Source organism: Streptomyces xantholiticus (assembly GCF_014651015.1).
GTDB classification, from domain to species: domain Bacteria; phylum Actinomycetota; class Actinomycetes; order Streptomycetales; family Streptomycetaceae; genus Streptomyces; species Streptomyces xantholiticus.
On the sequence record NZ_BMWB01000001.1, the window covers coordinates 225,959 to 250,499 of the forward strand.

At 69.4% G+C, this 24,541-nt stretch carries 19 protein-coding genes and 1 pseudogene; 10 read left to right on the forward strand and 10 right to left on the reverse strand.

The window, feature by feature from the left end; translation table 11 throughout:
• The first annotated feature begins 408 nt into the window (after nt 1–408).
• Together IE198_RS01050 and IE198_RS01055 are read left to right on the forward strand one after the other, a co-directional pair.
• A complete protein-coding gene (locus IE198_RS01050) occupies nt 409–1,422 on the forward strand; it encodes a hypothetical protein (RefSeq protein WP_189881645.1) in 1,014 nt (337 codons plus the stop codon).
• 85 nt (nt 1,423–1,507) lie between these two features.
• The gene (locus IE198_RS01055; protein WP_189881646.1) at nt 1,508–3,037 is read left to right on the forward strand and encodes an amino acid permease; all 1,530 of its coding nucleotides are present in this window, start codon (nt 1,508–1,510) and stop codon (nt 3,035–3,037) included.
• A 272-nt stretch (nt 3,038–3,309) separates the two neighbouring features.
• Here IE198_RS01055 and IE198_RS01060 read toward each other — a convergent pair whose 3' ends face one another.
• Nucleotides 3,310–3,456, reverse strand: coding sequence for a hypothetical protein (locus IE198_RS01060; protein ID WP_189881649.1), 147 nt, complete (start codon nt 3,454–3,456; stop codon nt 3,310–3,312).
• 23 nt (nt 3,457–3,479) lie between these two features.
• Between IE198_RS01060 and IE198_RS01065 the strand changes: the two genes are divergently transcribed.
• Nucleotides 3,480–4,574, forward strand: coding sequence for a DNA glycosylase AlkZ-like family protein (locus tag IE198_RS01065; protein ID WP_189881651.1), 1,095 nt, complete (start codon nt 3,480–3,482; stop codon nt 4,572–4,574).
• Between the two features lie 260 nt (nt 4,575–4,834).
• On the opposite strand, the gene IE198_RS01070 is transcribed toward IE198_RS01065, so the two are convergent.
• Together IE198_RS01070 and IE198_RS01075 are read right to left on the reverse strand one after the other, a co-directional pair.
• Nucleotides 4,835–6,307, reverse strand: a complete 1,473-nt coding sequence (locus IE198_RS01070) for a tyrosine-protein kinase domain-containing protein (protein ID WP_308426774.1) — start codon at nt 6,305–6,307, stop codon at nt 4,835–4,837.
• Nucleotides 6,308–6,439: 132 nt separating this feature from the next.
• Nucleotides 6,440–7,708, reverse strand: coding sequence for a nucleotide sugar dehydrogenase (locus tag IE198_RS01075; protein ID WP_229833668.1), 1,269 nt, complete (start codon nt 7,706–7,708; stop codon nt 6,440–6,442).
• 257 nt (nt 7,709–7,965) lie between these two features.
• On the opposite strand from IE198_RS01075, the gene IE198_RS01080 reads away from it, so the two are divergent.
• Together IE198_RS01080 and IE198_RS01085 are read left to right on the forward strand one after the other, a co-directional pair.
• The gene (locus IE198_RS01080; RefSeq protein ID WP_229833669.1) at nt 7,966–9,063 is read left to right on the forward strand and encodes an NAD-dependent epimerase/dehydratase family protein; all 1,098 of its coding nucleotides are present in this window, start codon (nt 7,966–7,968) and stop codon (nt 9,061–9,063) included.
• The gene (locus IE198_RS01085) at nt 9,051–10,109 is read left to right on the forward strand and encodes an MraY family glycosyltransferase (protein WP_189881653.1); all 1,059 of its coding nucleotides are present in this window, start codon (nt 9,051–9,053) and stop codon (nt 10,107–10,109) included. Before IE198_RS01080 ends, IE198_RS01085 begins: the two co-directional genes overlap by 13 nt.
• Here the strand turns inward: IE198_RS01085 and IE198_RS01090 are convergent.
• From IE198_RS01090 to IE198_RS01100, 3 genes and pseudogenes are all read right to left on the reverse strand, one after another.
• Nucleotides 10,082–10,273: a hypothetical protein gene (locus IE198_RS01090; RefSeq protein ID WP_189881655.1), complete on the reverse strand. Its 192-nt coding sequence runs from the start codon at nt 10,271–10,273 to the stop codon at nt 10,082–10,084. The two genes, IE198_RS01085 and IE198_RS01090, sit on opposite strands and share 28 nt — an antisense overlap.
• Before the next feature lie 77 nt (nt 10,274–10,350).
• Nucleotides 10,351–10,458, reverse strand: a pseudogene (locus IE198_RS36890) (transposase); the annotation flags it as partial.
• A 122-nt stretch (nt 10,459–10,580) separates the two neighbouring features.
• Nucleotides 10,581–11,903: a UDP-glucose dehydrogenase family protein gene (locus IE198_RS01100; protein WP_189881657.1), complete on the reverse strand. Its 1,323-nt coding sequence runs from the start codon at nt 11,901–11,903 to the stop codon at nt 10,581–10,583.
• A gap of 434 nt (nt 11,904–12,337) precedes the next feature.
• On the opposite strand from IE198_RS01100, the gene IE198_RS01105 reads away from it, so the two are divergent.
• Nucleotides 12,338–13,120: a class I SAM-dependent methyltransferase gene (locus IE198_RS01105; RefSeq protein ID WP_189881659.1), complete on the forward strand. Its 783-nt coding sequence runs from the start codon at nt 12,338–12,340 to the stop codon at nt 13,118–13,120.
• Between the two features lie 8 nt (nt 13,121–13,128).
• Nucleotides 13,129–14,322 (forward strand): glycosyltransferase family 4 protein, encoded by a 1,194-nt coding sequence (locus IE198_RS01110; RefSeq protein WP_229833671.1) that lies wholly within the window; start codon nt 13,129–13,131, stop codon nt 14,320–14,322.
• 106 nt (nt 14,323–14,428) lie between these two features.
• On the opposite strand, the gene IE198_RS01115 is transcribed toward IE198_RS01110, so the two are convergent.
• Complete coding sequence (locus tag IE198_RS01115; protein ID WP_189881663.1) at nt 14,429–15,418, reverse strand: NAD-dependent epimerase/dehydratase family protein; 990 nt, start codon at nt 15,416–15,418, stop codon at nt 14,429–14,431.
• A 5-nt stretch (nt 15,419–15,423) separates the two neighbouring features.
• Nucleotides 15,424–16,623, reverse strand: coding sequence for a glycosyltransferase (locus IE198_RS01120; protein ID WP_229833672.1), 1,200 nt, complete (start codon nt 16,621–16,623; stop codon nt 15,424–15,426).
• 193 nt (nt 16,624–16,816) lie between these two features.
• Here IE198_RS01120 and IE198_RS01125 point away from each other — a divergent pair, with 193 nt between their 5' ends.
• The 3 genes from IE198_RS01125 to IE198_RS01135 are packed head-to-tail and all read left to right on the forward strand — an operon-like array spanning nt 16,817 to nt 19,466.
• Nucleotides 16,817–17,731, forward strand: coding sequence for an FkbM family methyltransferase (locus tag IE198_RS01125; RefSeq protein WP_189881665.1), 915 nt, complete (start codon nt 16,817–16,819; stop codon nt 17,729–17,731).
• The gene (locus tag IE198_RS01130; protein ID WP_189881667.1) at nt 17,728–18,831 is read left to right on the forward strand and encodes a glycosyltransferase; all 1,104 of its coding nucleotides are present in this window, start codon (nt 17,728–17,730) and stop codon (nt 18,829–18,831) included. The genes IE198_RS01125 and IE198_RS01130 overlap by 4 nt, the downstream gene beginning before the upstream one ends.
• Before the next feature lie 14 nt (nt 18,832–18,845).
• A complete protein-coding gene (locus tag IE198_RS01135) occupies nt 18,846–19,466 on the forward strand; it encodes an arsenate reductase/protein-tyrosine-phosphatase family protein (RefSeq protein WP_229833673.1) in 621 nt (206 codons plus the stop codon).
• 13 nt (nt 19,467–19,479) lie between these two features.
• Here IE198_RS01135 and IE198_RS01140 read toward each other — a convergent pair whose 3' ends face one another.
• Together IE198_RS01140 and IE198_RS01145 are read right to left on the reverse strand one after the other, a co-directional pair.
• Nucleotides 19,480–21,351, reverse strand: coding sequence for a DUF4012 domain-containing protein (locus IE198_RS01140; RefSeq protein WP_189881669.1), 1,872 nt, complete (start codon nt 21,349–21,351; stop codon nt 19,480–19,482).
• Nucleotides 21,352–23,022: 1,671 nt separating this feature from the next.
• Nucleotides 23,023–24,441 (reverse strand): O-antigen ligase family protein, encoded by a 1,419-nt coding sequence (locus IE198_RS01145; RefSeq protein ID WP_189881671.1) that lies wholly within the window; start codon nt 24,439–24,441, stop codon nt 23,023–23,025.
• Nucleotides 24,442–24,541: the final 100 nt, after the last annotated feature.

A 24,541-nucleotide genomic window follows, 5' to 3' on the forward strand; every position in this document is an offset into this window, starting at 1 on the left:
TCCGGTAGAAGGAACCTTGATCACTGACGAAAGCCTGGGGGCAGGCCGCCATCTCCGTCAAGAGCCGGGGTTTGAGCCCGTGTGACAGCGTTGTCCTCAACTCCTTGTCGTGCCGGGCGCTTTGAGTAAGATCGGCCGCACACGGAAGCGGAGCGGGGGCCGGCGCAGCCCCCCGTGTCCCGCGCTCCTCGCCGACGCCGACGGCCGGCCGCCCACCGCCGTCGAAGCACGCCTCAGCCACCACTGCCCCAAGAGGCCCCATGACCATCAGTGCACGAGCCGAGCTCCACGCTGCGACACAGCACGCGGCGGACCGCCCAGTGACGGTATCGGGGGCACGGCGGCCGTGTTAGCGGACCTCTCCCCGGCGTGCCGGCGCCCGGCGCGGCACCGACGGACGGATCACTGATGGCCCCGGACGCCTTTCGCCCGATCTACCATCCGGCCGGCCAGGACAAGGAACTGCGCGCCGCTCTGCAGGACTTGCGCACCGGCCGCTGGCTGTCGATGCGCGACCTCCTCGCGGCGACGAACGACTGGTCCCTGTGGACCCGGCGCACCCAGGTGCTGGCCGCCGTCGCGGCCGGCTCCGACACGGTGCAGGCGTGGCGGACCGAGGAGCCGGAGAGTTCCGCCGCGGCCGTGATGCACTGCCGGGTCGTCGTCGAGCGGGCGTTACGCGCCCACCGGGAGGGGCACCGGCGTACCCAGGAGTTGTGGCACGAGGCCTGGCAGGCATGCCGGCTGGCCGCGCGCCGGTCACCGGAGGACCCCGTGCCGTGGGTGTGCCTGCTGGCCCTGGCCCGGCTCGACGAGGGGCAGCGGCTCGAGGAGCACCGGACGGCACCGCCCGGGCCGATGCTCTTCCCGGGTCCGTGGGGTCTGCTGGCGCAGGCGGACAAGCGCGACCCGCACAACCGCGAGGCGTACCACCGGATGCTGCAGTTCGTGTACGCGCGGCGGGCCGGCGGCCATCTGGCCGAGGCCGTGAACTTCGTCCAGTGGGCGTCCTCGGCCGCACCCCTCGGTTCGCCGCTCAAGGCGCTGCCGCTGTATGTGCGGGTCGAGCGCCACCGCCGGGAGAACGGCCACGAGAAGGCGCTGGACCTGCACTGGGTCACGGACGACGCGACCCGCGACGGGCGGCTGGCGCTGCACGACTGGTTCGACGTCGTGCAGCCGGCGGCGTGCACACTGCTCGATCTGAGCCACCTGGCGCACGCGTTGTGGGGTTCGCTCCAGTTCGCCGCTGCGGCACGGGTGTTCGAGGCGCTCGGCCCGTTCTGGACGACGCTTCCGTGGGCGTACCGCACGTCCGATCCCCGTGACGCGGGGCTCGCCGAGGAGGTGTTCCTGCGCGCACGGGCCCGTTGCCTCGCGGCGGCACACGACGCCGACCCGGGCAGAGGCCCGTACGCCTGAGCCTTCCCGCCACGACTCCTGCGCCCGCTCCCCCTCCCCGCTGCCCGCATCGCTCAGCACATCCCCTTTCCCCGGAGGTACTCCGATGTCCGTTTCCCCGCCCAAGTGGTCGGGCCCCGGCCAAGCTCGCCCCAAGGACGAGGAGGAACGGCTGCGGGAGCTCGGCTACCAGCCCGTTCTGGCCCGGCGGATGGGCGGTTTCGGCAATTTCGCGATCAGCTTCTCGGTGATCTCGATCCTTTCCGGCTGTATGACGCTGTACGGGTTCGGTCTCGGCACCGGCGGTCCGGCGGTGATGCTCTGGGGCTGGGTGGGGGTCGGTCTCTTCGTGCTGTGTGTCGGCATGGCCCTGGCGGAGGTGACCAGCGCCTATCCGACCTCAGGTGCGCTCTACTACATGGCCGACCGGCTCGGCGGCCGCAAGTGGGGCTGGTACACCGGCTGGCTCAATCTCCTGGGACTGCTGGGCGCCATCGCCGGCATCGACTACGGCTGCGCGCTGTTCACCGGCGCCTTCCTGAACCTGCAGTGGGGGATCGAGCCCGCCCCGGGCTCCACGATGATCATCTTCATCTGCATCCTGCTGCTGCACGCCACGCTCAACCTGTTCGGCGTACGGCTCGTCAGCCTGCTCAACTCCGTCAGCGTGTGGTGGCACCTCGGCGGCGTGGCCCTGATCGTGGGCGCGCTGGCGATCGTGCCGTCGGACCATCAGTCCCCCGAGTTCGTCTTCGGCGAGTTCGTCAACGGCACCGGCTGGGACAATCCGATCTACGTGGCCGCCATCGGCCTGCTGCTGGCCCAGTACACCTTCAGCGGGTACGACGCCTCCGCCCATCTGTCCGAGGAGACCTCCAACGCGTCCGTCGCCGCCGCCCAGGGCATCGTGCGCTCCATCTGGGTCTCCTGGATCGCCGGGTTCGCGCTGCTCGCCGGCCTGACCTTCGCCATCCAGGACTACGCGGGCACCCAGGACACCGCAACGGGTGTGCCGCCCGCCCAGATCTTCATCGACGCCCTCGGCACCGGCGCCGCCACGGCGCTGCTGCTCGTCGTGATCGTCGCCCAGCTCTTCTGCGGCAACGCGGAGGTGGCCGCCGCGAGCCGTATGGTGTTCGCCTTCAGCCGTGACAACGCCCTGCCGGGTTCGGCTCTGTGGCGCAAGGTGAGCAGCCGTACGCAGACGCCCGTCCCCGCGGTGTGGCTGTCCGTGTCGTTCGCCTGTCTGCTGGCGGTGCCGTCGCTGTATTCCACGACCGCCTACGGCGCGGTCACCGCGATCAACGTCATCGGCATCACCCCGGCCTACGCGATCCCCGTCTATCTGCGGCTCCGCGCCGGCAGCCGCTTCGAACCCGGTCCCTGGTCCCTGGGGCGCTGGAGCAGGCCGATCGGCTGGATCGCCGTGGTGTGGGTGGCATGCGTGACGGTGCTGTTCTGCCTGCCGCAGTCGTACCCGGTGACCGTCGACTCGATGAACTACGCCTCGATCGCGCTCGCGGCGGTGCTGATCCTGGCAACGGTGTGGTGGTTCGTGGCGCGCCGCTCCTACAGCACACCGTCGGCGTACGGGAACGCGCGCGAACAGGCGGAGATCGCGGAGAACATCGTCTGACCGCCCGCCGCAACAGGCCGACACCAGGCGGACATGGCACTGGCCGTGGGCGCGTGCGCGGAACCGCTCGAGTGACGCGGCCGCGCCGCTGAGCGGTCCCTTCGCAGCGGAGCAGGGCAGGCACCTCTCCGATGATTCCCGCCCGGTTCCGTCTGCGCGGCGTACGCCGGGGGCGTTGCTTCGGGCGCGGTGGTCGTGCACGAAGTGGCCCTTTTGGCACGGCAGTTGAGCAGAGTTCAAGGAGCCCCTGGCGGGGAGTCCGCATGTCCGGATCACTGGCAGCCGCGGCTGTCGTCGCGCCGTTCGTCAGCCCCGCCCGCGACGTCCTTCACCGGCGCCGTCGTCGAATCCGCGCAGACCGGGCCGGCGGACAGCGCTCCGGCCCCGATCGTGGCCCCGTCGCCCGGTACGGTACGCACAAGGCGCACGAAAGGTGCAGAAGTTGAGCAGAACGCACGGCGTCGAGGTGTCCCGTGAGCAGGTGCTGGCCCATCGGGTGGCCGTTCAGGGCCTGGACCGCTCGTCGGCCACGCCAGAGGTGCTGACCCTCGGTGTGCAGGACACGCCGAGCGGCTCGGCGCGATCGGCGCTCGCCGCGCGGGGCGCTTCCGCCGAAGGGCTGGAGCTCGTGTGGTCGTTCCGCGGAGCCCCGCATCTGCATCGGCGCGCCGGCCTGCCCGGCCTCGCCGCCGCGCTGTGGCCCGTGGACGACACCGATGCCACGGCCCGGCTCGACACCGCCGTGATCAAGGAGGGCGCCGGACTCGGCATCGAGGCCTTCAGGGCCACGGCGGAGGCGTTCCGCGAGGTGGTGACCTCTCCGATGGTCAAGGGCGAGGTCAGTACGGCGGTCAGCGCGATCGTGCCCCGGTCCCTGACGTACTGGTGCGAGGCGTGCGGCGCGCGCCACATCTCCGGACTGCTGTTCCAGCAGGCCGGGCTCTTCGGCTCGGTACGGGTCGCCGCGCAGGGCGGCAGGACGGTGCTGTCCCCGCTGGAGCGGCGGTTCCCCGTGCCGGAGTCCGCCACCGGTACCGCCCGGGTGATCGAGTCGTATCTGCGCTTCCTCGGTCCTGCCACGCCCGCCGAAGTGGCCAAGTACCTGGGCACGAAACCGACCGTGGTCAAGAGGGTGTGGCCCGTGGATCTCGCAAAGGTGTCGGTGGAGGGAAGGACTGCGTGGCTGCCGGCCGCCGACGTCGACGCTCTGGTCTCGGCGAGGAGCGGGAGGACGGTGCGGCTCCTTCCGCCCGGCGACCCCTTCCTTCAGGCGCGCGACCGCACACTCGTCGTACCGGACACCAGCCGCGCGAAGGAGGTCTGGCGCGCCATCGGAGCGCCGGGCGCGGTGCTGGTCGGCTCCGAGATCTCCGGCATCTGGCGCGCCAGGTCCGCCGGCCGCAGGATCGACGTGACCGTCCGGCCCTTCGGACGGCTGCCGGCCTCCGTCCGCAAGGCCGTCGAGGCCGAGGCCCGGATCGTGGCCGATGCCCGTGGGGCGACCGAGGCGAAGCTGCACGTCGAGGACAGTGCTTAGGGAGTACCACCGCCCGCCCGGTCGGGAGCCGGTCGCCGGCCCGACGGACGCTCCGGCAGTCCCGTTTCCCAACGGCCCCGGAGCGCGGCAGAGGCCGCGTCGGACACTCCGACACGGCCCCGGTCCACAGCTCTTCCGGGTCGGGACGACTGATTCGAAGCTGCGACCCCGTCCGGCGACACTTCGTGGGCATCGCCGGACCTGGCAGGACGGCCTGTGCAGAGGGGGTCCTTGGCCGTCCGGGTCCTCGGCGTCCGGTACTACGACCGCGTCCTGGCCGACACCGGCGGCTTGTGACCGTTGGCGGACGCCTGTCGGCGAGGCGCCAGCCGCGTCGAGAGGAGCGCCGAGAGGCGGCCTGCCGCCTCCGGCTTCGGCTGGTACCGGTATGCGTAGCCGTGGGCCTCACCGTCGCCCCGTGCAGGAGCAGCGTTCAGGACCGCCCCGAATACAGGCGCGTTGACGCGTTCGAGGATGCGCAGGGCGTCGAGGATCTGGCTCCTGCTCGTCCGTCCGGCACGTGCGACGAGCAGGTAGCCGTCGACGGCGTGTGCCATCGCCGGGGTGTCGGCGAACGGAAGCACCGGAGCGGTGTCCACGACGAGGTGGTCGAACTCCTCGGCGAGTTCCTCCAGCACGGCGGCGAATTGGGGACTGCCGAGGATCTGGGTCGGGTTGGGGGGAATCATCCCACTGGTGAGCACCGAGAAGGACCCGGTTGTCTGCAGGACCTCATGCACCCCTGCCTTGCCCACCAGAACGGTGGTCAGCCCGGCGTCCCTGACCAGGCCGAGGGCCGAGGCGACGGAAGGACGGCGCAGGTCGCAGTCGATCAGGCATACCTTGGCGCCTTCCTCGGCCAGTGTGGCGGCCAGGTTGACCGACACGCTGCTCTTGCCTTCGCGCGGCAGCGGGCTCGTGACGGCGATGACCTTCGGCCGTTTGCCCACTTCGGTGAACTGGAGATTGACCCGTAGCTTCCGGAAGCCCTCCGCACGGGTGCTGTGCGTGTCGTCGCGCAGGGAGACCGGGCGCCGTGAGGCTCGCGAGTCGTGCACGATGCTGGACAGCACAGGGGGTCCGGCAGCGGCCGCCAGGCACTCGGCCAGGGCTTTGGAGTCCCGCATCGACGTATCCACCGTCTCCAGTGCGACGCCGATCGCCAACCCGAGGACCAGTCCAACGGCCAGACCGAGTGCGACGTTGAGCGTGGTTTTCGGTGACGAAGGGACGGACGGCGCGGTCGCGGGCTGGATGACGGTGAGCCGCACCGGGGACTCGGTCGTGTCCGCGTCGGGGCTCTCCAACTCCCTGATCACCTGGGCGAAGCGGGTGGCGACGGCATTGCTGATCCGGGCGGCTCGTGCCGCGTGGGTGTCGGTGACGGTCAGACGGAGGAGCACCGTGTTGACCGGGGCCTCGGCCGAGACGCGAGCACCCAGTTCGCTCGGCGTCATTTTCAGCTTGAGGGATTTGACGACCGGGATGGTCACCTCGGGACTGGCCACGATGTCGGCGTAGGACTGAACTCTTGCCTGGGTGAACGAGTTCCCCTGGTTGAGCTGGGATGTGTCGTCGCCACCTTGGAGGGAGGCGAAAAGTGTGCTCGTTGCCTGGTACTCGGGAGTGGCGACAACACTGGTGAAGACGCCTGTCGCCGTCCCCAGCAATGCCACCAGGGCGATGACGCGCCATCGGCGGGAAAGGACTCGTAGGTATTGGTGCAAATCCAAGGTCTTCCCCGATCAGAGCGAGTAATTTGGACAGTCACCTTAGGGTCAGCACCGAGAATTTCGGGCACGCGGCATGCGTGTTCGGCCACTCGGTACCCTCCGCACTCCTCGGCGGAGTGCATCGGTCCCTTCTCAGAGGCGCTCCGCGGAGCCTGAACGGCAACGATTGCAGGCGTCGAACACGTAATCGGCGACACGCTCCACCATTGCGTAGTCGAAGTCGTCGTGATCGGTGGCCACGACCACTGCGTCGGCTGACGCGACCTGCTCCTCTGTGAGGTCGACACAGAGAATGTCCTGGGGCAGCTGCGACGGGTCGACATACGGTTCCACCGCGAGGACGTGCGCGCCGAGTTTCTGGAGACCCTGGGCGACCGCGACGGAAGGGGATTCGCGGATGTCGCCGGTATTCCTCTTGTAAGCGAGCCCGAGGACCAGGATCTGGCTTCCGTTGACCGGCTTGCGCCGCGTGTTGAGTCCTCTGGCCACCCGGAGAACCACATGATCGGGCATATGGCTGTTGATGTCGTTGGCGAGCGACACGAAGCGGAAGTCGTGCTGCAGCGCCTGTTTGACCTGCCACGACAGATACGACGGATCGATGGGCAGGCAGTGACCGCCGACGCCCGGCCCGGGCAGAAAGCGCATGAATCCGAAAGGCTTGGTCGACGCCGCGTCGATCACTTCCCAGATGTCGATGCCGAGCGGCCTGCAGAACATCGCAAGCTCGTTGACCAGGGCGATGTTCACATGACGGAAGGTGTTCTCCAGGAGCTTTGTCAGCTCCGCCGTGCGCGGTGAACTCACCGGGACGGTACGGTCCACCACGTCCTTGTAGAAGTTCTGGACATGCCTCAGGGAGGCGTCATCGATCCCGGAGACCACCTTGGGCGTGTTCTCCAGCCGCCAGGTCGGGTTTCCCGGGTCGATCCTTTCCGGACTGTATCCCAGGAAGAAGTCCTCGCCGGCCCGAAGACCGCTGTGAGCCTCCAGAAGCGGGCGCACGACGTGTTCGGTCGTGCACGGGTACGTGGTGGACTCGAGGATCACCGTGGCGTTCGCCCGGAGGTGGGGGGCGACTGCCTGCGCGGCGCTTTCCACGTAACTCAGGTCGGGCGCGCCGTTCTTCAGCGGCGTGGGCACCGTGATGACGCACACGTCGAAGCCCGCGGCATCCGCGTAGTCGATGCTGAGGAAGTAGCGGCCGGAGTTGAGGGCGGCCAGGAGACGGGGGGACGTGACGTCCTCGGCGAACGATTCACCGGCCGCGAGGCGCTTGACGCGCATCTCGTCCAGGTCGATACCCACGACGTTGTGCCCGGCCTCCACCACACGAATGGCGAGGGGAAGGCCTACATACCCTTGGCCGACGACGACCACCTTCTGCACTGACACCGACACGTCTGACTCTCCTCTCGCCTGCCCAGCTGAATTCTTCGAATACTCGCCATGTATGCCAGGCTCCGCCCGCACTGTGCCTGCCGGGTGACACCGCTTCAGGCAAACAGAGTCATCTTGTCCTCTGAGCGACGGGGCAAGTGGACTAACCGATCTATCAATTCACTCTGTTTGTGCGGTTCCGGGCTATCGTTGCCCTCGCGTCGCCGGTGGTGCACATGACCCTGGCAATGCCCCACCCACAGACATGGAGTGACGCCGTGACGGACCACCCGAAGTACCTGGTTACTGGAGGAGCCGGATTCATCGGCTCCCATCTTGTCGATGCGCTGCTGGCCCGTGGCGAGCCGGTCGTCGCACTCGACGATCTCAGCACCGGACGCCTGCAGAACCTTGCCGGCGCACGCAATCACGGACACTTTCAGTTCGTCCACGGCTCGGTGCTGGATGCGCCGCTGGTCGACAAGCTGGTAGGCGAATGCGACCGGGTCGTACACCTGGCCGCGGCAGTTGGGGTGAAGCTCATCATCGAGCAGCCACTGAGGTCTTTCACCATCAACACCAAGGGAACAGAAACGGTCATGGAAGCGGCGTACCGCCACCGCCGGCCGGTCATTCTTGCCAGCACGTCGGAGATCTACGGCAAGAACTCGTCGGGGCCGCTGAACGAGATGTCGGACCGCATTCTGGGCAGTCCCTCCGTCCCTCGATGGTCCTACAGCACGGCCAAAGCCGTGGACGAGATCCTCGCCGAGCTGTACCGCCGCGAGTACGGACTGCGTTCGACGATTGTGCGCTTCTTCAACACCGTCGGACCCCGGCAGAGCGCGGCCTACGGCATGGTGATTCCGAGATTCGCCCGACAGGCGGTCAGGGGGGAACCGCTCACCGTCCACGGCACCGGTCGGCAGAGTCGCTGCTTCCTCCATGTCACCGACGTGGTCGCGGCACTCGTCTCGCTGATCGACCGTCCGGAGGCCGAGGGAGAGACGTTCAACATCGGAAGCGACGAGGAAATCAGCATCCTCGATCTCGCCGCACGCATCGTCACCTGCGCGAAGAGCGCGTCGAGCGTGGAGCGTGTCTCCTACAACGAGGCATATGGACCTGGGTTCGAGGACATGGACCGCCGGGTCCCGGACACGACGAAACTGAGGGCCCTCACCGGCTGGCAACCACGGCGGAACCTCGACGACATCCTCGCGGACGCCGTGGCGGACGCCTTGGCGGACACCGCGGCGGACGCCCGTGGTGAAATGCCGCAGCAGGAGCCCGGCGCCGCCTCCCGTCGCGCGGACGAAGGACACACCGGCGACACCGACGGCCGGGCGACGGCGGCGAGTCCATGTCCGGTCTGAGCCCGTGGATGGTGACGGCACTCGCGGGGCTGGGGGCTCTGGCCGTCGCGGCTCTGCTGACCGAGCCCCTGCGTCTCCTCGCCGTGCGGCGTGGATACACCGACCGGCCAGCGGCACGCAAGGTGCATGTCTCCCCCACGCCCTATCTGGGCGGCATGGCCGTCGCACTGGCGACGGCCGGCTCCGCGGGTCTGGTGATGTACGCGGCGGGCGGGAGTGATTCGACCCTGGGCGTCGTGCTCGGATGTGCCGCTGTGATCGCCGTGCTCGGCCTCGTCGACGACCTGCGTCCGCTCAGTATCCGGGTGCGGCTCTCCGTCGAGACGGCCGCGGCGTTCGTGGTCGTCGCCTGGTGCGGCCACCCCGTGCTCTTCGGCACGTGGGTCGACGCGGTCCTTGCGGTGACGTGGATCCTCTTCACGACCAATGCCTTCAATCTGCTGGACAACATGGACGGCGTGGTCTCCACGGTGACCGCTGTCATCGCGGCATTCCTCTGCTGCGCCGCGCTGACCGCCGGGCTGGTCGGCACCGCGGTGGTCACCGCCGCCCTTGCCGGGGCCTGCGCCGGGTTCCTGTTCCACAACTGGCACCCGGCGCGCATCTTTCTCGGTGACGCGGGCGCGCTCTTCGTGGGCTTCCTGGTGTCGTCCGCGAGCATGACCCTCCACAAGGACAGCACCGCTCTCTCCGGGTACGGCAGTCTGCTGCTCATCACGCTGGTGGTCACCGCGGACACCGGATTGGTCATGGTGGCTCGGCGCAGGGAGGGACGGCCCGTGCTGCAGGGTGGCAAGGACCACATCGCACACCGCCTCCGACAGCTCGGGCTGACGGTTCGGCAGGTGGCGGCCGCCATCGGAGGCTTCGCGGCGGTGACGAGCCTCACGGCCATCCTGGTCATGCTCAAGGCCGTCCCGCAGCCGGTCGTGCTGATCACTGTTGTCGCGGTGACCGCCGTCGTCTGGCTCCGGCTCCTGCGAGTCCCGGTGTACAGCGCGGTTCCGGCGAACAGCACTCAGAGCAGCCCCAGCGAGGCGGCGTAACCGGCTTCGAGGAACGATGCGGCGGTCCGCGGCCGCTGCGCGACCCGTGCCGGCGCGTCAACAGGAACGTCGTCCTGCCGGTCCTCCAGCGCCGCGGCGAGGAGTCCCCAGATCGCGGCCGCCGGTGACCGTGCCCGCCGTGATCCGCCCGGGCAACTGCTCACGAAGCCGGCCCCGCCCCGTACCGCAGCACCTTCAGCCGCACCTTGGACTCCGCCCCCGACCACATGATCAGCCGGCTCTCGCCTTCGAGGGCCGATTGCAACAGCCGCTTGATCAACTGCTGCAGCCCTGCCTCGCCGGTCAGCTGAAGCCCTCGCCGCCGGGCCCCACCAACGAGCTCGTCCATCAGCCGGTCGTCGATGCATCTTCCCTCTCCAGGAGTCGCACCGAACGATTCGCAGGCCCCACTTCGCCCTCCTGACCGAAGCGCGCCCTCATTGCTGTCCTGGTCCGCTCGGATCGGGAGGTCTACTGCTGCGCGGCGCGGCCGAGCTGGCGAACGGTCCATCCGGCGGTACGCCAGATGTCGGCGTCGAGAACGTTACGGAGGTCGACGATGACGGACTCCGCGGCCAGGGTGGTCAGGTGCTTCGGGTCGGCGTCACGGAACTGCGGCCACTCGGTGGCCAGCACGATCAGCTCCGCGTCCTTGACGGAGTCGTCCAGATCTTCGTTGTAGTCGAGCTCAGGGTGCCGGCGCATCGCCGTGAGGACGGCGTGGGGGTCGTGGACCGTGACGGCGGCGCCACGTTGGTGCATGAGCAGGGCGATCGCGAGAGCGGGGGACTCGCGGACGTCGTCGGTGCCGGCCTTGAAGGAGGCGCCCCAGACGGTGACCCGTACACCGTCGACCGGTCGCCCGATGGTCTCTTCCACAAGGCGCAGAGCGGCAGCGGCGCGGGATTCGTTGACCTGCTCTGCGGCTCGCAGAAGTGCTGCGGCGTCGTGGGCCCCGAGGCTCAGGGCGGAGGCGGTGAAGGCACGGATGTCCTTGGGCAGGCAGCCTCCTCCGTATCCCGGACCGGCGTTGAGTCCCCCACGGCCGATACGGGGGTCGAGTCCGATGGCCTCGGTGAGTTGCTGTACGTCTGCGCCGGCCGCGGCGCACATGTCGGCGACGCCGTTGATGAAGGAAATCTTCATGCCCAGGTAGGCGTTGGCTGCGCCCTTGATCAGTTCAGCCGTGGCGGGGGTGGTGATGTACAGCGGAATCCGGTTCTTCAGCAGCGGGGCGTAGATCTCCCGAACGACGTCCTCGGCGTGCGAGGAGGGGACGCCGGCGACGATGCGATCGGGATGCAGAGTGTCCTCGATGGCGTGACCCTCGCGCAGGAATTCGGGGTTCCACACCACCTCGACGTCGTCACCCGCAGGGGCGAGACGTGTGAGGACTTCGGAAAGGTCGCGGCTGGTACCCACAGCGACGGTGGACTTACCGATGATCACGGCGGGTCGGGTCAGGTGGGGTGCCAGGGAGCGGGCGGCGCCGAAGACCTGGCTGGTGTCGTAGCTGCGGCCGTCGACGTCGATAGGGGTGCCGACCGCGAGGAAGTGGACGTCGGCGAAGGCGGCGGCCTCAGCCATATCGGTAGTGAAGCGGAGCTGTCCGGAAGCGGTGTGGGTGGCCAGCAGTTCAAGAAGGCCCGCTTCGTAGATCGGGCACTCGCCTGCGTTGAGCCGGTCGATCTTCGCCTGGTCAAGGTCCACTCCGACGACCTCATGGCCGATCTCGGCCATCGCAGCGGCGTGCGGGATACCCAGGTGTCCGCAGCCGATGACGGATACGCGCATGGTGCCGGCGCTCCTTTCCCTACTCTCACCCGGTCTCTCCGGGTCGGTCAGGGCGCCAGACTAATGCCGGTTTCTTCCTTAGCTGGGTATATGTCCTGGTGACGGGGTGGTCCGGGTACCCGGGGGCGGTTGTGGGGCGATGGCGCTCCCGGCACGGCCGGGTCGACAAGGACGAGGAAGGCGTCGTCCGTCGGTTGCCGCCGGCGCAGGAGGGCGCTGCGGGATCCGGTGACCCCAGGCCCTGGACCGCCCACACCCGCGCCGCCAACCGCCCATGCAGGACACGGCCCTTAATCCCCTGCCCGCCCCGCGTTGCAAGACATATACCCCCATCCGGGGTGTTACGTTATGGAACAAATCCATACAACTCGGAAATCTAGGAGGTCGCCGTGGGCCGAGCGTCGACGGTTCGTCGATGGGTCACGCACTCCGGTGTGGGGCCTGTCGCATCGGTGATGAGCGGATATCTCGCCATGCGGACCCTGGGAACCGGCATCCGGCGGTACACGGCGCCGGCCGTCATGGACTTCACCCGCGCCGGAGGAGCCGTCGTCACCGCAGCGGCCGCCTTCCTCGAGAACCTCGGCTGGCAGCCGGCTGAGGTCGAGCAAGTGCTGGCCGAGTACGAGGAGGTCGCCGAACGACTGACCCGCCGCTACGACGAGACCGAACTCTTCTACCCCTCGACCCATGGTGTAGAGGCCGAGACGAGCGCGGTCCTGTACGGGCTCGGCCGACTGCTGAAGCCGCAGACGGTCGTGGAGACCGGTGTGGCGGACGGCCGCTCCTCATGGCTGATCCTCGCCGCGCTGGAAAACAACGGCACGGGCATGCTGCACAGCTTCGACATCAACCGCACCGCCGGCCGGCTGGTGGGCAAGCACCCGCAGTGGCAGCTGGAGATCCTCGACCGCCGACGGCCCGAGTCGTCCCTGACCCGGGCCCTCGGGGACATCGGGAAGATCGACCTGTTCTTCCACGACAGCGACCACCTCTACCTGCCGCAGTTGTTCGAGTACGAGCGGGCCTGGCCCCTGATGACGGCGGGCGGCGTCATCGCCAGCGACGACGTCAACTGCAGCAGGGCCTTCCTCGACTTCTGCGGACACCGCCGTCAACGTCCGGTCTTTCTTTTCGACTCCAGGAAGATCACCGGCGCCATGCGGCTGCCGGGAGTGGCTCAGCGGCACGAGGCACGACTCGAGCGGTTGGGCTAGTGGCCGGCGTGCCGTACGGCAGGGCACACGGCGCAGCGACCTCCGCCGGGCCCGCTGACCGTCCGCGGCTCGTCTATGTGGTGCCCCACCTGACCGACGACGAGTCCGAACACTTCGCACACATCCCCGCATTGCTGGCGGCGCTGGGCAGGCGCGTGGACGTCGCGGCCGCGGTCGAGCGCGGAAGACCTCCGGCGCGACTCGCGGGAGTCCACCTCCTGCTGCGCGTCCCGGGCCGGAGCACGATCGGTCGGATGCTGGGCACCGCGCTCACGATCCACCGCCTGTCCCGCGCCGGTTACCGGACCTACTTTCTGCGCTACTCCACCCTCTTCGTGATCGTCCTCATTCTGACCCGCCCGCTGTACCGCCACCGCATCCTGCTGTGGCGCAGCGGTCTACCCGGTGTTCGGGCGCCCGAACAGCCCCGGACCGTCCGGCTCGGAGTCCGTGAATCGGTCAACAGGATCACAGCCCGGCTGGTGCACTGCATGGTCACCGGACCGGAGACCATGGTCCCCCTGGTGGCCGACCTGTGGGGCGTTCCGCGGCACAGGATGCGGCTGCTCTACAACGATGTCGATGCCGGCCGTTTCGCCCCTCTCGACCGCGCGGCACGCGACGAGACGCGGACGCGGCTCGGGTGGGCCGACGACGAGTTCGTCGTGCTCTTCGTACATCGGCTGTCGTACCGCAAAGGCGTCCGCCTCCTCTCGCCCCTGGTCGACGCGGTCGCCGAGGCGCCGGAGGCCCAGGCCTCGGGCCTACGGGTCCGGCTCGTCGTCGCCGGGGACGGACCGGAGCGGTCCCGCCTCGAGCGGGAGGCGGCCGACCCGGCGCGGAGCAGCCACATGCGGCTACTGGGCGCAGTGCCCAATCGCGACCTGCCACAGCTGTACGCGGCGGCGGATGCCGTCGTCATGCCCAGCTACGAGGAGGGATTCCCGCGGGTGCTGCTGGAGGCGATGGCCTCCGGCACACCGGTGGTGACGACCGACGCGGGTGGTTCAGTGGATGTAGTGGGTTCCGACTACCCCTATGTGGCACCGGTCGGTGACCTCGACGCGCTGGCCGGCCATCTGCGGTCGCTGATGGCCACCACCCTTGCCCAGCGGCAGGAGTTGGGGCAGCGTCTGCGGCACCGGGCGCAGAGCGAGTTCTCGCCCGACCGCGTGGCCGCGATGCTGCACGGGCTGCTGTGAGGCCGGTCCGGGCGATTGCCCGGGCCGACCTCACCGGGCCTTGCGGCGGTCCCGACGCCGAGATGACGGGACCGGGGCTCGAACGACAGGGCCTCGGAGCCGTCCGTCAGGCAACGTCCACCGCAACGGGCCCGATGGGTTGACGCCCCTCACCCCGCGCCGCATGGTCCGGCAGGGTGCGGAACCAGGTCACCGTCTGCGCGAGTCCCTCCTTCAGAGGAACTGGGGCGATACCGGGGAAGAGATCGCGCAGCAGGTCGTTTGAGGCCTGGGAATCGCGGACGTCCCCCGCCCTCGGCTGTTCATGCCGGATGCCGGCCGGCAGTCCGGTGATGTCACTGAGTTCGCGGGCGAGGTCGAGAACGGTGACCCGGGTGCCGAAGGCGAGGTTCACCGGACGGTCGCACGAAACCTTGCGCATCACGGCGTCTGCCAGCACCCGGACCACGGTTCCGACATAGGTGAAGTCCCGGCTCTGCAGTCCGTCGCCGAAGATCCGCACGGGTGTGCCGCGCAGCATGGCGTCGATGAAGGCCGGGACCACGGCGGCGTACGCATGGCCGGCCGACTGCAGCGGCCCGTAGACGTTGAAGAAGCGGAACGCCAGGGTGGGCAGGCCGAACGAGGCTCCGTAGGCAAGGACGTACGCCTCCGTGGCGAGCTTGCTCGCGGCATAGGGGCTCAGTGGCCGGGTCGCCAGATCCTCGTGCTTCGGCAGGACCGCGGTGGCTCCGTAGACCGAGGAGGACGACGCGGCGACAACGTGGACACCCGCGCGCCGGCAGGCCTCGAGGACGGTGACCGTGCCGGTCGCGTTGACGTGATGGCTGGCGACCGGGTCGGTCAGAGAGCGGGGTACGGACGGGCGCGCCGCGAGATGCACGACGGCGTCCATTCCGGGCACGACGCTGTCGAGGAGCCCGGAGTCGAGGATGCTGCCCTCGACCAGTTCCACGTCGGTCCCCGCAAGGTTGGCCGCCGAGCCCGTGCTCAGGTCGTCCAGGGCGATGACCTTGCCGGTGTTCGGACGCGACACCAGTTCTCGGCACAGGTTGGCGCCGATGAACCCGGCGCCTCCGGTAACAAGGACGTTCACTGTGCTCACCTTTCGGACGAGGATGCGGTCCACCAGCCGCGGGCGACGGCGATGGAGGTGTAGAGGGCCTGTGTGTCGGCCACCAGGCGCTCCTCGCCGAAGCGTCGGGTGGCGAACGCACGCGCCCGCGCCCCCATCTCCCGGCGCAACTGGGCGTCGCGCAGAAGAGTCACGGTGTGGCGTGCGAGGTCGGCGGTCCTTGGTGCGGCCAGGAATCCTGTTGTTCCGTGCTGCACGACCTCCGCGACACTGCCGACGTCGGTGGCCACCGTCGGAAGTCCGGCTAGGCCGGCTTCGATCAGACTCACCGGCATGCCTTCGTTGTCCGACGTCAGGAGCACCATGTCGGCCGCGGCGTAGACGGTCTCGACGTCCGCGCGCCAGCCCAGCTGATGCAGCGAGTCGCCGAGTTCGGCGAGGGCTTCCGGATCCGGACGGAAGTCTCCTGCTCCGCAGACCACGAAGTGGGCTTCCGGTACGGCCCGGTGCACCTCCCGGGCGACGGCGAGGAGACGGTCGGGACGCTTGATCCCGGTGATGCGTCCCACGTACGCGACAACCGGGCACCCCTGCGGGAGTCCCAGCATGCTTCTGGCCTTCGCGGTGTCGGGAGCTGGGGCGAGGCTGGTGCCGGGCGGAACCACCGTGTACTGCCCGGGCCGTCCGATACCCGCGGCGACGAGATCGTCACGTACCCGCCCGCCCACCGCGACCAGCCGGTCCGTGAGGGCCGCGAGCCCGCGTTCGGCGGCCACCACAACCTTGGTCTTCGCAGGAGAGAAATAGCCGTGCAGGAGATGGCCGTGAAAGGTGTGCACCCGTGAGGGCACCCGGGCCAGCACGGCGGCGGTCCGGCCGAGCGCGCCGGCTTTCGCCGTGTGCGTATGGACGATGTGGGGCCGGAACCGGCGCATGGCGGCCACGAGTTCGGCGAGGCAGCGTGCGTCGTCCGTGGGCCGCACGGCACGTCCCAGGCCGTTGATCCGGTGCACGGGCAGCCCGGGCGCACGCTGATCCAGGTGGTCCGCCTCGTCGTGACCCACGAATCCGGTGACCAGACGATGCTCGAACCGCTCGGGATCCATGCCTCGCATGAGTGCCGAGACCTGGACGGCCGGACCACCGATGTTCATCCGCGCGATCACCCTCATCACGCGCAGCCGAGGAATTCCGGAACCGCTGGTTCGCTGCATTGCGGTCGACATGTGCCCGATATTAGGCGGAGCACAGTCCACTGTCTGTCAAGGGCATGAGAACCCCGCGTGGCGCCCTCGGCGCGCCCGGTCGTGCCGGATATAAACGGCACAGACCCAGCCGGGTCTTGTTCAGGTGATGGACGGCAAATGCACTGCCATTTGCGTCGTGAGGCAGGAGCCCATGCCGACTACCGTGCAGGAAATGCTCAGACTGATCTGGAACCACCCGGCCAACCGGGGCCACCGCTCCGGAGCATACGCGCGCATGGCGCTGTGGCAGGCGCACAAACGCCTGCTGGGCAGGCCCTTTGACCTGAAGGTCTACAACGGCATGCGGTTCCGTGCCTATCCCGACAGCACTCAGGTGGGCCGCCTGCTCTATTTCGGCGGCCTGCCGGACTTCGAGGCCATGACCTTCATGAAGCGCTATCTGCGTCCCGGTGACGGATTCATCGACGGAGGCGCCAACGAGGGAATCTTCACTCTTCTGGCGGCCGAACTCGTGTCACACCGGGGCGCGGTGCACGCTTTTGAGGCTCACCCGCTCTATGCGAAGAGGCTGCGCGAGAACCTGCAAAAGAATCGGCTGAGTTCCGTGACGGTGCACGAATTGGCGGTCGGAGAGACTCCCGGCACCCTGCCCTTCGTGCTGCGCGGGACCGGTTCCCGGATCCGGACCCCGAAGGACGTCGGCGAGGTCGTGTCCGCGCGGGTGGTGCGCCTGGACGAGACGCTGCCGGACCGTTCCTGGGCCATGGGCAAGCTCGACATCGAGGGCGCCGAGCACTGTGCGTTGCGCGGAGCGGAGAAGCTGCTGTCCCGTGCCGACCCGCCGGTGTGGTTCCTCGAACTCGTCGATCCCTTCCTCGCGCGGTTCGGCTCGTCGGTCCACGAGGTACGCCGATGGCTCGGGGACCACGGATACGACTTCATGCACTACGAGCCCCGGCTGGACCGGTTCGTTGCGGGCCGGGGCACCCGCGGGCCGGACGTCTTCGCGGTCTCGCGGGAACGCCTCGCCGAGGTCGCGGCCCGGCTGCGCGAGAGCCGCGAGCGGGAAGTCGGCCTGTCCCACTCCCGGGCGGGCAGGCGCGGCGCACGGCAGGCGGCACGGTGACGACGGCCCGGATCTGCGAGGTCATCAAGACACTCGACGTCGGTGGCGCCGAGGTCCTCCTGGTGGAGCGGCTGCGTGCCGCACCGCGCGACAACCGCGCCTACACCGTGGTGTTCCTCCGGGCCGCCACCGAGACGCTGGCCGATGAGCTGCGTGCCTGCGGGGTGAACGTCGTCGATCTGCGGTCCTGCCCGCGGTGGTTGCGCTACGCCGAGCTCGTCCGTGTCGTGCGCAGGCTGTCCCCCGACGTCGTCAACGTCCACTCCCCCGCCCCGGCGGCTCTGCTGCGCCCGTTCCTGCGTCTGATGCGCCGCCGCCCTCTGGTGGTCTCCACGGTCCACTCGGTGTGGTACCGCCCGCTCACGATGCTGCTCGACCGGTCGACCCGCTGGCTGGACGACGTCACGGTCGCCGTGTCACCTCAGGTGGCGGGCGCTCGTACGGTGCGCGGAGCGCGCCGGGTACGGACCCGGATCCACGGCGTGGACGTGGCCGCACAGCGCTCCTGGGCACGACGCGCCCTGGACGTACGCTCGGAGTTCGGGATCCCTGCGGACTCCTTCGTCTTCGCGTGCGTGGCGAACCTCCGGACGCCCAAGAACCACACGCTGCTGATCGAGGCAGCGGAACAGGTGCTCGCCCGGCGCGCCGACGCGCTCCTGGTCCTCGCCGGCGACGGCCCCCTGCGGGATCAGGTGCTCGCCGAGGTCGACCGGCGGGGGCTGCAGGAGCGGGTTCGCTACCTGGGCGCGGTCGCGGGAGCCAACCGTCTGGTGGCAGCCTCGGACGCACTGGTGCTGTCCTCCTCGTACGAGGGGCTTCCCGTGGTGGTCATGGAAGCGATCGCGGCGGGCGTACCAGTGGTTTCCACGGCCGTCGGCGGAGTGCCCGACCTGGTGCGCGACGGCGACAACGGCATTCTCGTGCCGCACGCCTCGCCGCGGCGGCTGGCGGAGGCCATGCTGCGGGCGATGCGGCCCGATGTGCACGCGGCGCTCGCCGCCGGGGCACGCGCCGGCGCCGAGGCGGTGGATGTGAGGGCCACGACAGCGTGGTTCGACGAACTGTACGCTGCCGCGGCGGGCGGTGTGCGCGCCTAGTGGACGGTGATCTCATGGCAGAACGTGCGGGCGTGATGCTCGGCAGTGACTCTCCCTCCGGCACCTCGCGCGTGCCGGAATTCCGTGTGCTCACCGTGTGCACCGCCAACCTGTACCGCTCCCCGCTCGCCGAGTGCCTGCTGAGGACGCGGCTGGCCGTGGTGCGGGAGGCGATCCAACTCAGCAGCGCGGGCACACGGGCCGTCCCGGGCACTCCCATGGAGACGTCGGCCGCTTCCGCGGTCGTCGCGCGGGGCGGGGAGCCATCGGGAACGGGGGCCCGCCGGCTGACGGCCGGGCTGGTCGAAAGTGCGGATCTGGTGCTGGGGGCGGGGGTGGAGCATCGTGAGGCGGCGGTGCGCCTGGCGCCTGTCCGGGCTCTCTCCCGGGCCTTCAGCCTGCGCGAGTTCGCCCGGCTGGTGAGGGCGGAGGACGGCGCGGATGTGGTGGATCCGGCTGCCAGGTTCACCGCTCTCGTCGCGGGAGCCGCGGCGCGGCGCGGCGCTGCCACGGCGGACGCGGCCGATGACGACGTGGCCGACCCGCTCGGGGGCAGTGAGGCAGTGGTGCGGGAGTGCGTGCGGCGTATCGAGGAGTCGGTGGAACGCATCGCCGTGGCGATGGGCCTCGGCTGAGAGGTGGGTCCGCTCAGGCCGCGCAGGTCGGGTAGGGTTCCACAACGGTCCGCAACGGCGTGACCAACGGCTGGCGCAGGAGCACCGGCGCGCGGTGGCTGACCGGCTCCACGAGCCGGAGCGTCAGGGTGCGGCTGCTCTGTGCCGGCAGTTCCACATCGGCGGTGTAGACCGGATGACCCCGCTCGACACCCCTGTGCAGCATGGCGGGACGGCCGTCGACGGTCAGAGCGGTCAGTTGTGCGCCCTTGCTCGCGTAGTAGGAGACCAGCAGCCTGTTGTCACCGGGTCGTGTCGGGTAGGGCGGCTTGTCGCCGCGCTGGGTGACGTATGCGGGAAGCCCCGTGGCGGGGGCACGGTTGGTGAGCGTGATCCGTGCGGTGACCAGCCGCCCGTCACGTGTGCAGCGGCCGGGGATCCAGCGCAGCTCGCGGTCGAGGTAGTAGTCGAGCTTGCCACCCGCGGCGTTGTTGACCACCACGCCGGCGAAGGGGTCCGGCGTCGCCGGAAGCGCGCCGCTCAAGGGGCGGGTCATCAGCAGCCGTTGCTCGTCGGCCCGGGCACTCCACACCTTCAGGCGTTCCTCCGCCATGACGTCGTACGTGCCTCTGAGCAGTGCGGGGAGCCGCTGGGGGTCGCCAAGGGCCTCCATGAGCGACGTGGCGGCCGTTCGCGCCACATCGAGGAGGAAGGACTTGCGTTGCACGCTGTCCGGATAGCGCGCGTAGCCGTCCCGCTCCGCGAGGTCCAGTGCGTTGTCGGCGGTGAGCTCCGTACCGTCGGGCATCCGTGCGGGACCGGTCGCCCGCAGCAGTCTCGCGAGTCCGCTGGGGTCGAGGGCGATCACGCCGTCCACCCGGTCTCCGCTGTGGTCGTGCCAGGCCGCCGACCAGATGCGGGCCGCATGGGGAAAGTGCGGGCTGATGTTGGAGTTGGCCCAGGTGCCTACGGGGTCCATACGCGCGTACTGGGCCGTGTACTCGGCACCCAGATCGATCGCGGGTTCGGCCTCGGCCAGCATCGTGTCTGTGCCGAAGGTCTCGAAGCGTGGTTGCCCCTGCTCGAGAGAGAGCACGGCGAACGCTCCGGGCAGCCCGCCCGTACCGCGCGCCTCGGCGGTGTTCTGGAAGACCACGAGATACCGCCGCGGACTGTCCGCGCCCAGCATGGGCGGCACCACACGTGCCGCCACGGCGGCGTCGGTCAGCAGGGGGGCGATCCTGTCGAGTTGGCGGACCAACCGGGCCCGTGCCTGGTCGGCGGCACCCACCCATGTGTGGGACGGCAGTTCATGAGTGTCGTTTCTCGTGTCGGAGGCCACCCGTGCCGCCCGCTCGAAATCCGGAGCGGTCTCGTCCAGCCGGGACAGCACGTCCTGAAGGCCGCCGTCGCGAGAGTCCTTGCTTTCCGCCACCATGCTCACCAGGGGCGGGAGCACATCGTGCGTCAAACGGTGGGCGGCACGCGTCACACCGCGCACCGTGGTGAGAGGCCGGCCGACGAAGGGTACCCGCGCGGCAACGTACCAGGCGGGGCCCGAGGTGAGGCGATGGGCCCGGGTGGCATGCTCTGCGGCGGACCGCATCGCCGCCTTCGGGTCCGCCGACGCCTGCGGACCGGCAGCCTGTGCGGCGTTCGGCGCAGGCCCGGAGACCGATTGCCGCAGCGCCTCAAGGGACCCTTGTGCGGCAAGGAGTTCGGAACGGGCGACAAGGCCGGTGACCACGATCCAGCCGGCCCCGGCCAGACACAGCAGCACGGCCGCCCCGACCGCGTATGCGGCCCGCCGCCGGAGGGACGGTCCTGCCGTATCCGCTTCGGCCGGCCGGCCGAAGCGGATACGGCCCTTCCACTTCACCCGGGAACGCGGACGAATTGTCCTCATCGGAGCGGCCTGGGCAGGTCCGACGGCGCCTCACAAGAAGTGAGTGAAGCGGAACTCCATCTCGACGGGGCCGTCATCTCTTCACGCTCCTCGGCTCAGTTCGGTCGGTCCTCTGCACATCGCGAACTCTCGGACCGGCAGATGGATACATAACCCTCGTATGGTGACCGAGCGGTCCGCTTCCCCGAAACCACCGGATGGCGTAAGAGCCCCCGCACGCGGCTCCGATGCGCAGACACCGGGACGTTGCTGCATCAGGGTGGTGCCCAAAGGACACACACAAGGAGTCGGGATGAGGGCCCTGAGGGCATGCGTCAATGGCCCGGAAGAGGCATTGAGGAGCGTACGGAGTGCTGAAGGTGTGGCGAAGCGCGTCCGGTGAACCAGGGGTTGTGGTCGCCGCAGGGTTTGTCGCGGCCGGCCTTCGCACGGTCGGTCGCACGCTCGCCGTGAGCCTGTGAACCCGTCGCGCCGCCGTGCATGGAAACGCCACCTGCGGACCTTCGGCTCACTCACCGTCGCCGGCCAGGTGGAGGCAGCGCTCTCGTTGGCCACCACCGCCGCGCTGGTGCGGCAGGTGGGCGGCGCCGAGGCGGGGCAGGTGCTCTTCGTGCAGTCCCTGGCAACGGTCTGGTTCCTGCTGTGGGATCCCCGCCTGGAGGATGCGCAGCAGCGCTTCGTGCCGGCAGAGCAACTGCGCGGTGCGGGCCGAGGCACCCAGCTGTACCACCGGCTCGTCCGGCTGGACTTCGCCTCCGGGCTGCTGGCCACGATCGTGGGCGTGGTGGTGGCCTTCGCCGCCGCCGGCGCCGGATGGCTGCCCGCCGAGTTGCTCTGGCTGCTCGTTCCCGCCGTACTCGGAGCCGGTGTCGCGACACCCGTGGGAAGCGCCTCGGCCGGCTACGCGCTCACCGGCCGGCTGTTCCGGTTGGGCACTGTCCGTCTCGCGCTCGCCGTGTTCGGGTGTCTGGTCACGCTGACGGGGCTGCTGGTGGCCGGCCCGGTCGGCTACCTGGCGGCGACCGTGGTGACCGGTCTTCTCTCCACGGTCGTGCTCACCATCGGCGCTGTCCGGCAGGTGCGCGAAGCATGCGGTCCGCCTGCCGCCGAGCCCGTCGCACTGCCACCGGGCCTCGTGCCGTTCCTGGTGAAGACATCGGCGACGGGATCGGTCTCCGCTGCTTCGGAGAGCGGCGTTTCCGTACTCGCCGGAGTGTTCGGGGGCCCCACTCTGGTGACGTATCTGAAGGTGGCCACGTCGATGGCCCGCCTCTTCATCACCATCGTCAGCCCTGTGGCAGCACAGCTCTATCCCCGCCTGGCGATGGCGGGAGCCCATGGACGCCGTACCGCGGTGATGAGTGACGCCCTCCGCTCCAGTGCGTTGACGGGAGCGGTCGGGGCGCTGGCGGTGGCGGTGGCAGCTCCCCTCACCGGACTGCTACTGGGCCTGGTGTACGGCGCCGAGTACAGGGTGCTGTCGACGGCGGCGGTGGTACTGCTGGCCGGGGCCGCGCTGCGCGGCACGGTGATCTGGGGCAAGGTACTGCCGGCGGCCCTGGGGTTTCCCGGCGTCCGGCTGGCGTTCCTGACGGCCGAGGGTGTCTGCCAACTGGCCGTGCTGGTCGCCGTGACCCAGTTCTGGGCGGGCCCGGAGCGCATGGCGCTGGCCTACGCCTGTGGTCTGCTGTGCCTGCTGGCGTTGAGCACGGCGTGCTGGTTCCTCGTGCTGCGCGTCCTCGTCAGGTCGCTGCCCCATACGGTTCCGCCGACCGCTGCGGTCGGCGAGCCCGTGGGAACGACGCACGCATGAGTGGCAGGGCCCTGCGCCGACGCCCGTGAGAGCCCCTCTCCTGCGGTCGTCGGGCGGTCCGACGGCATGGGTGCATCGCCTGCCGGGGCCAGCCCCATTCCCGCGTAGGTGAAGAACAGGAGCGTCAGCAGGGACCCTGCGTACAAGGTCATCTCCGTGAGCGACATCGCGAGCACCGCGACCGTGAACAGCAGCGGAGCGCCGCGCCTCGCCACCAGACGGTGGAGCAGCCGGCACAGGAAGAGCACGAGCATCAGCACGCCCGGTACGCCCACCGAGGCGAAGACGCACACGAACAGGTTGTACGGGAGGACGTAGTCAACTGCCTGGTAGAGGTAGGACGGCACGGAGTGGTCGAGGCCGGACGAGGCATAGCCCCATCCGCTGCCGAAGAGGGGGTTTTCGAACCCGCGACGCAGGCCGGCCTCGATGGTCTGCCAGCGGTAGTCCGCGCTGGTCGAGTTGAGCCCGAACATGCCGGTGACCCAGCTGACGGTCTGCAGCCCCAGCAGGGCGAGCGCCGTGAACACGACGAGGAGCCTGCGCAGAGTCAGCCTCTTCTGGGCCCAGACGACGAGCACGACGACCGTGGCGAACCAGACGCTGCGCGTCTGCGTCAGGAAGATGCCGCAGAGCAGCACGGCGCCGACGAGCCACGTCCAGGGCGTCCGGAGTTCCGATGTCAGCAGAGGGCACAGTGCCGCCAGGAGCAGGCTCCCGGTCTGCGCCGGATCTCCGATGTCCAGGCCGACCAGCCTCGTCTGGTCCTGAATCACTCCGCCGACGACGTTGACCAGGGCGTAGCAGATGACGATCGCGTAGACCGGCTTCCGGTTCGTCCGGTGACGGCCCAGGAGGAGGAACACCGCGCCGTAGACGGCGATCCGCAGCAGCGGGGTCGCCGATGTGCCCGCGTGGAGTGTGGCCAGCAGAGCCCAGCCGACGAACAGCACCAGGCATACGGCGAGGAACCTGTCCTGCTTCACCTCGCCGGCACGCCGCTGGAGGAGACAGCCAAGGCAGGCGAGCACCAGCAGATCGCTCAGCAGCAGCGGCCCCACAAGAGGGGCCTTGAGGGCGGAGAAACCCAGGCCGCTGCCCGCCACGACGGCTGCCACCAGCAGGACTTCGGGGGGCAGGAAGAGCGCAGAGAGCGTGATCACGGCTGTGACCGCTACGGGGAGCGGCCCGCCCGGGCCCGCGAAGTGGGCGATCAACGCCACCGCAACTGTGAGAGCCAGGATCGGCGCGGCCTGTCGGGACAGTACCGGCATCATGTGATTCCTCCGCCGCAGACAGGACAGCTCCTCGTGTGAGTCCCGCCGAGACGTCGCAGGTGCGGACGGAAGAACAATGAGCAGGCGTCCTTGGACATGT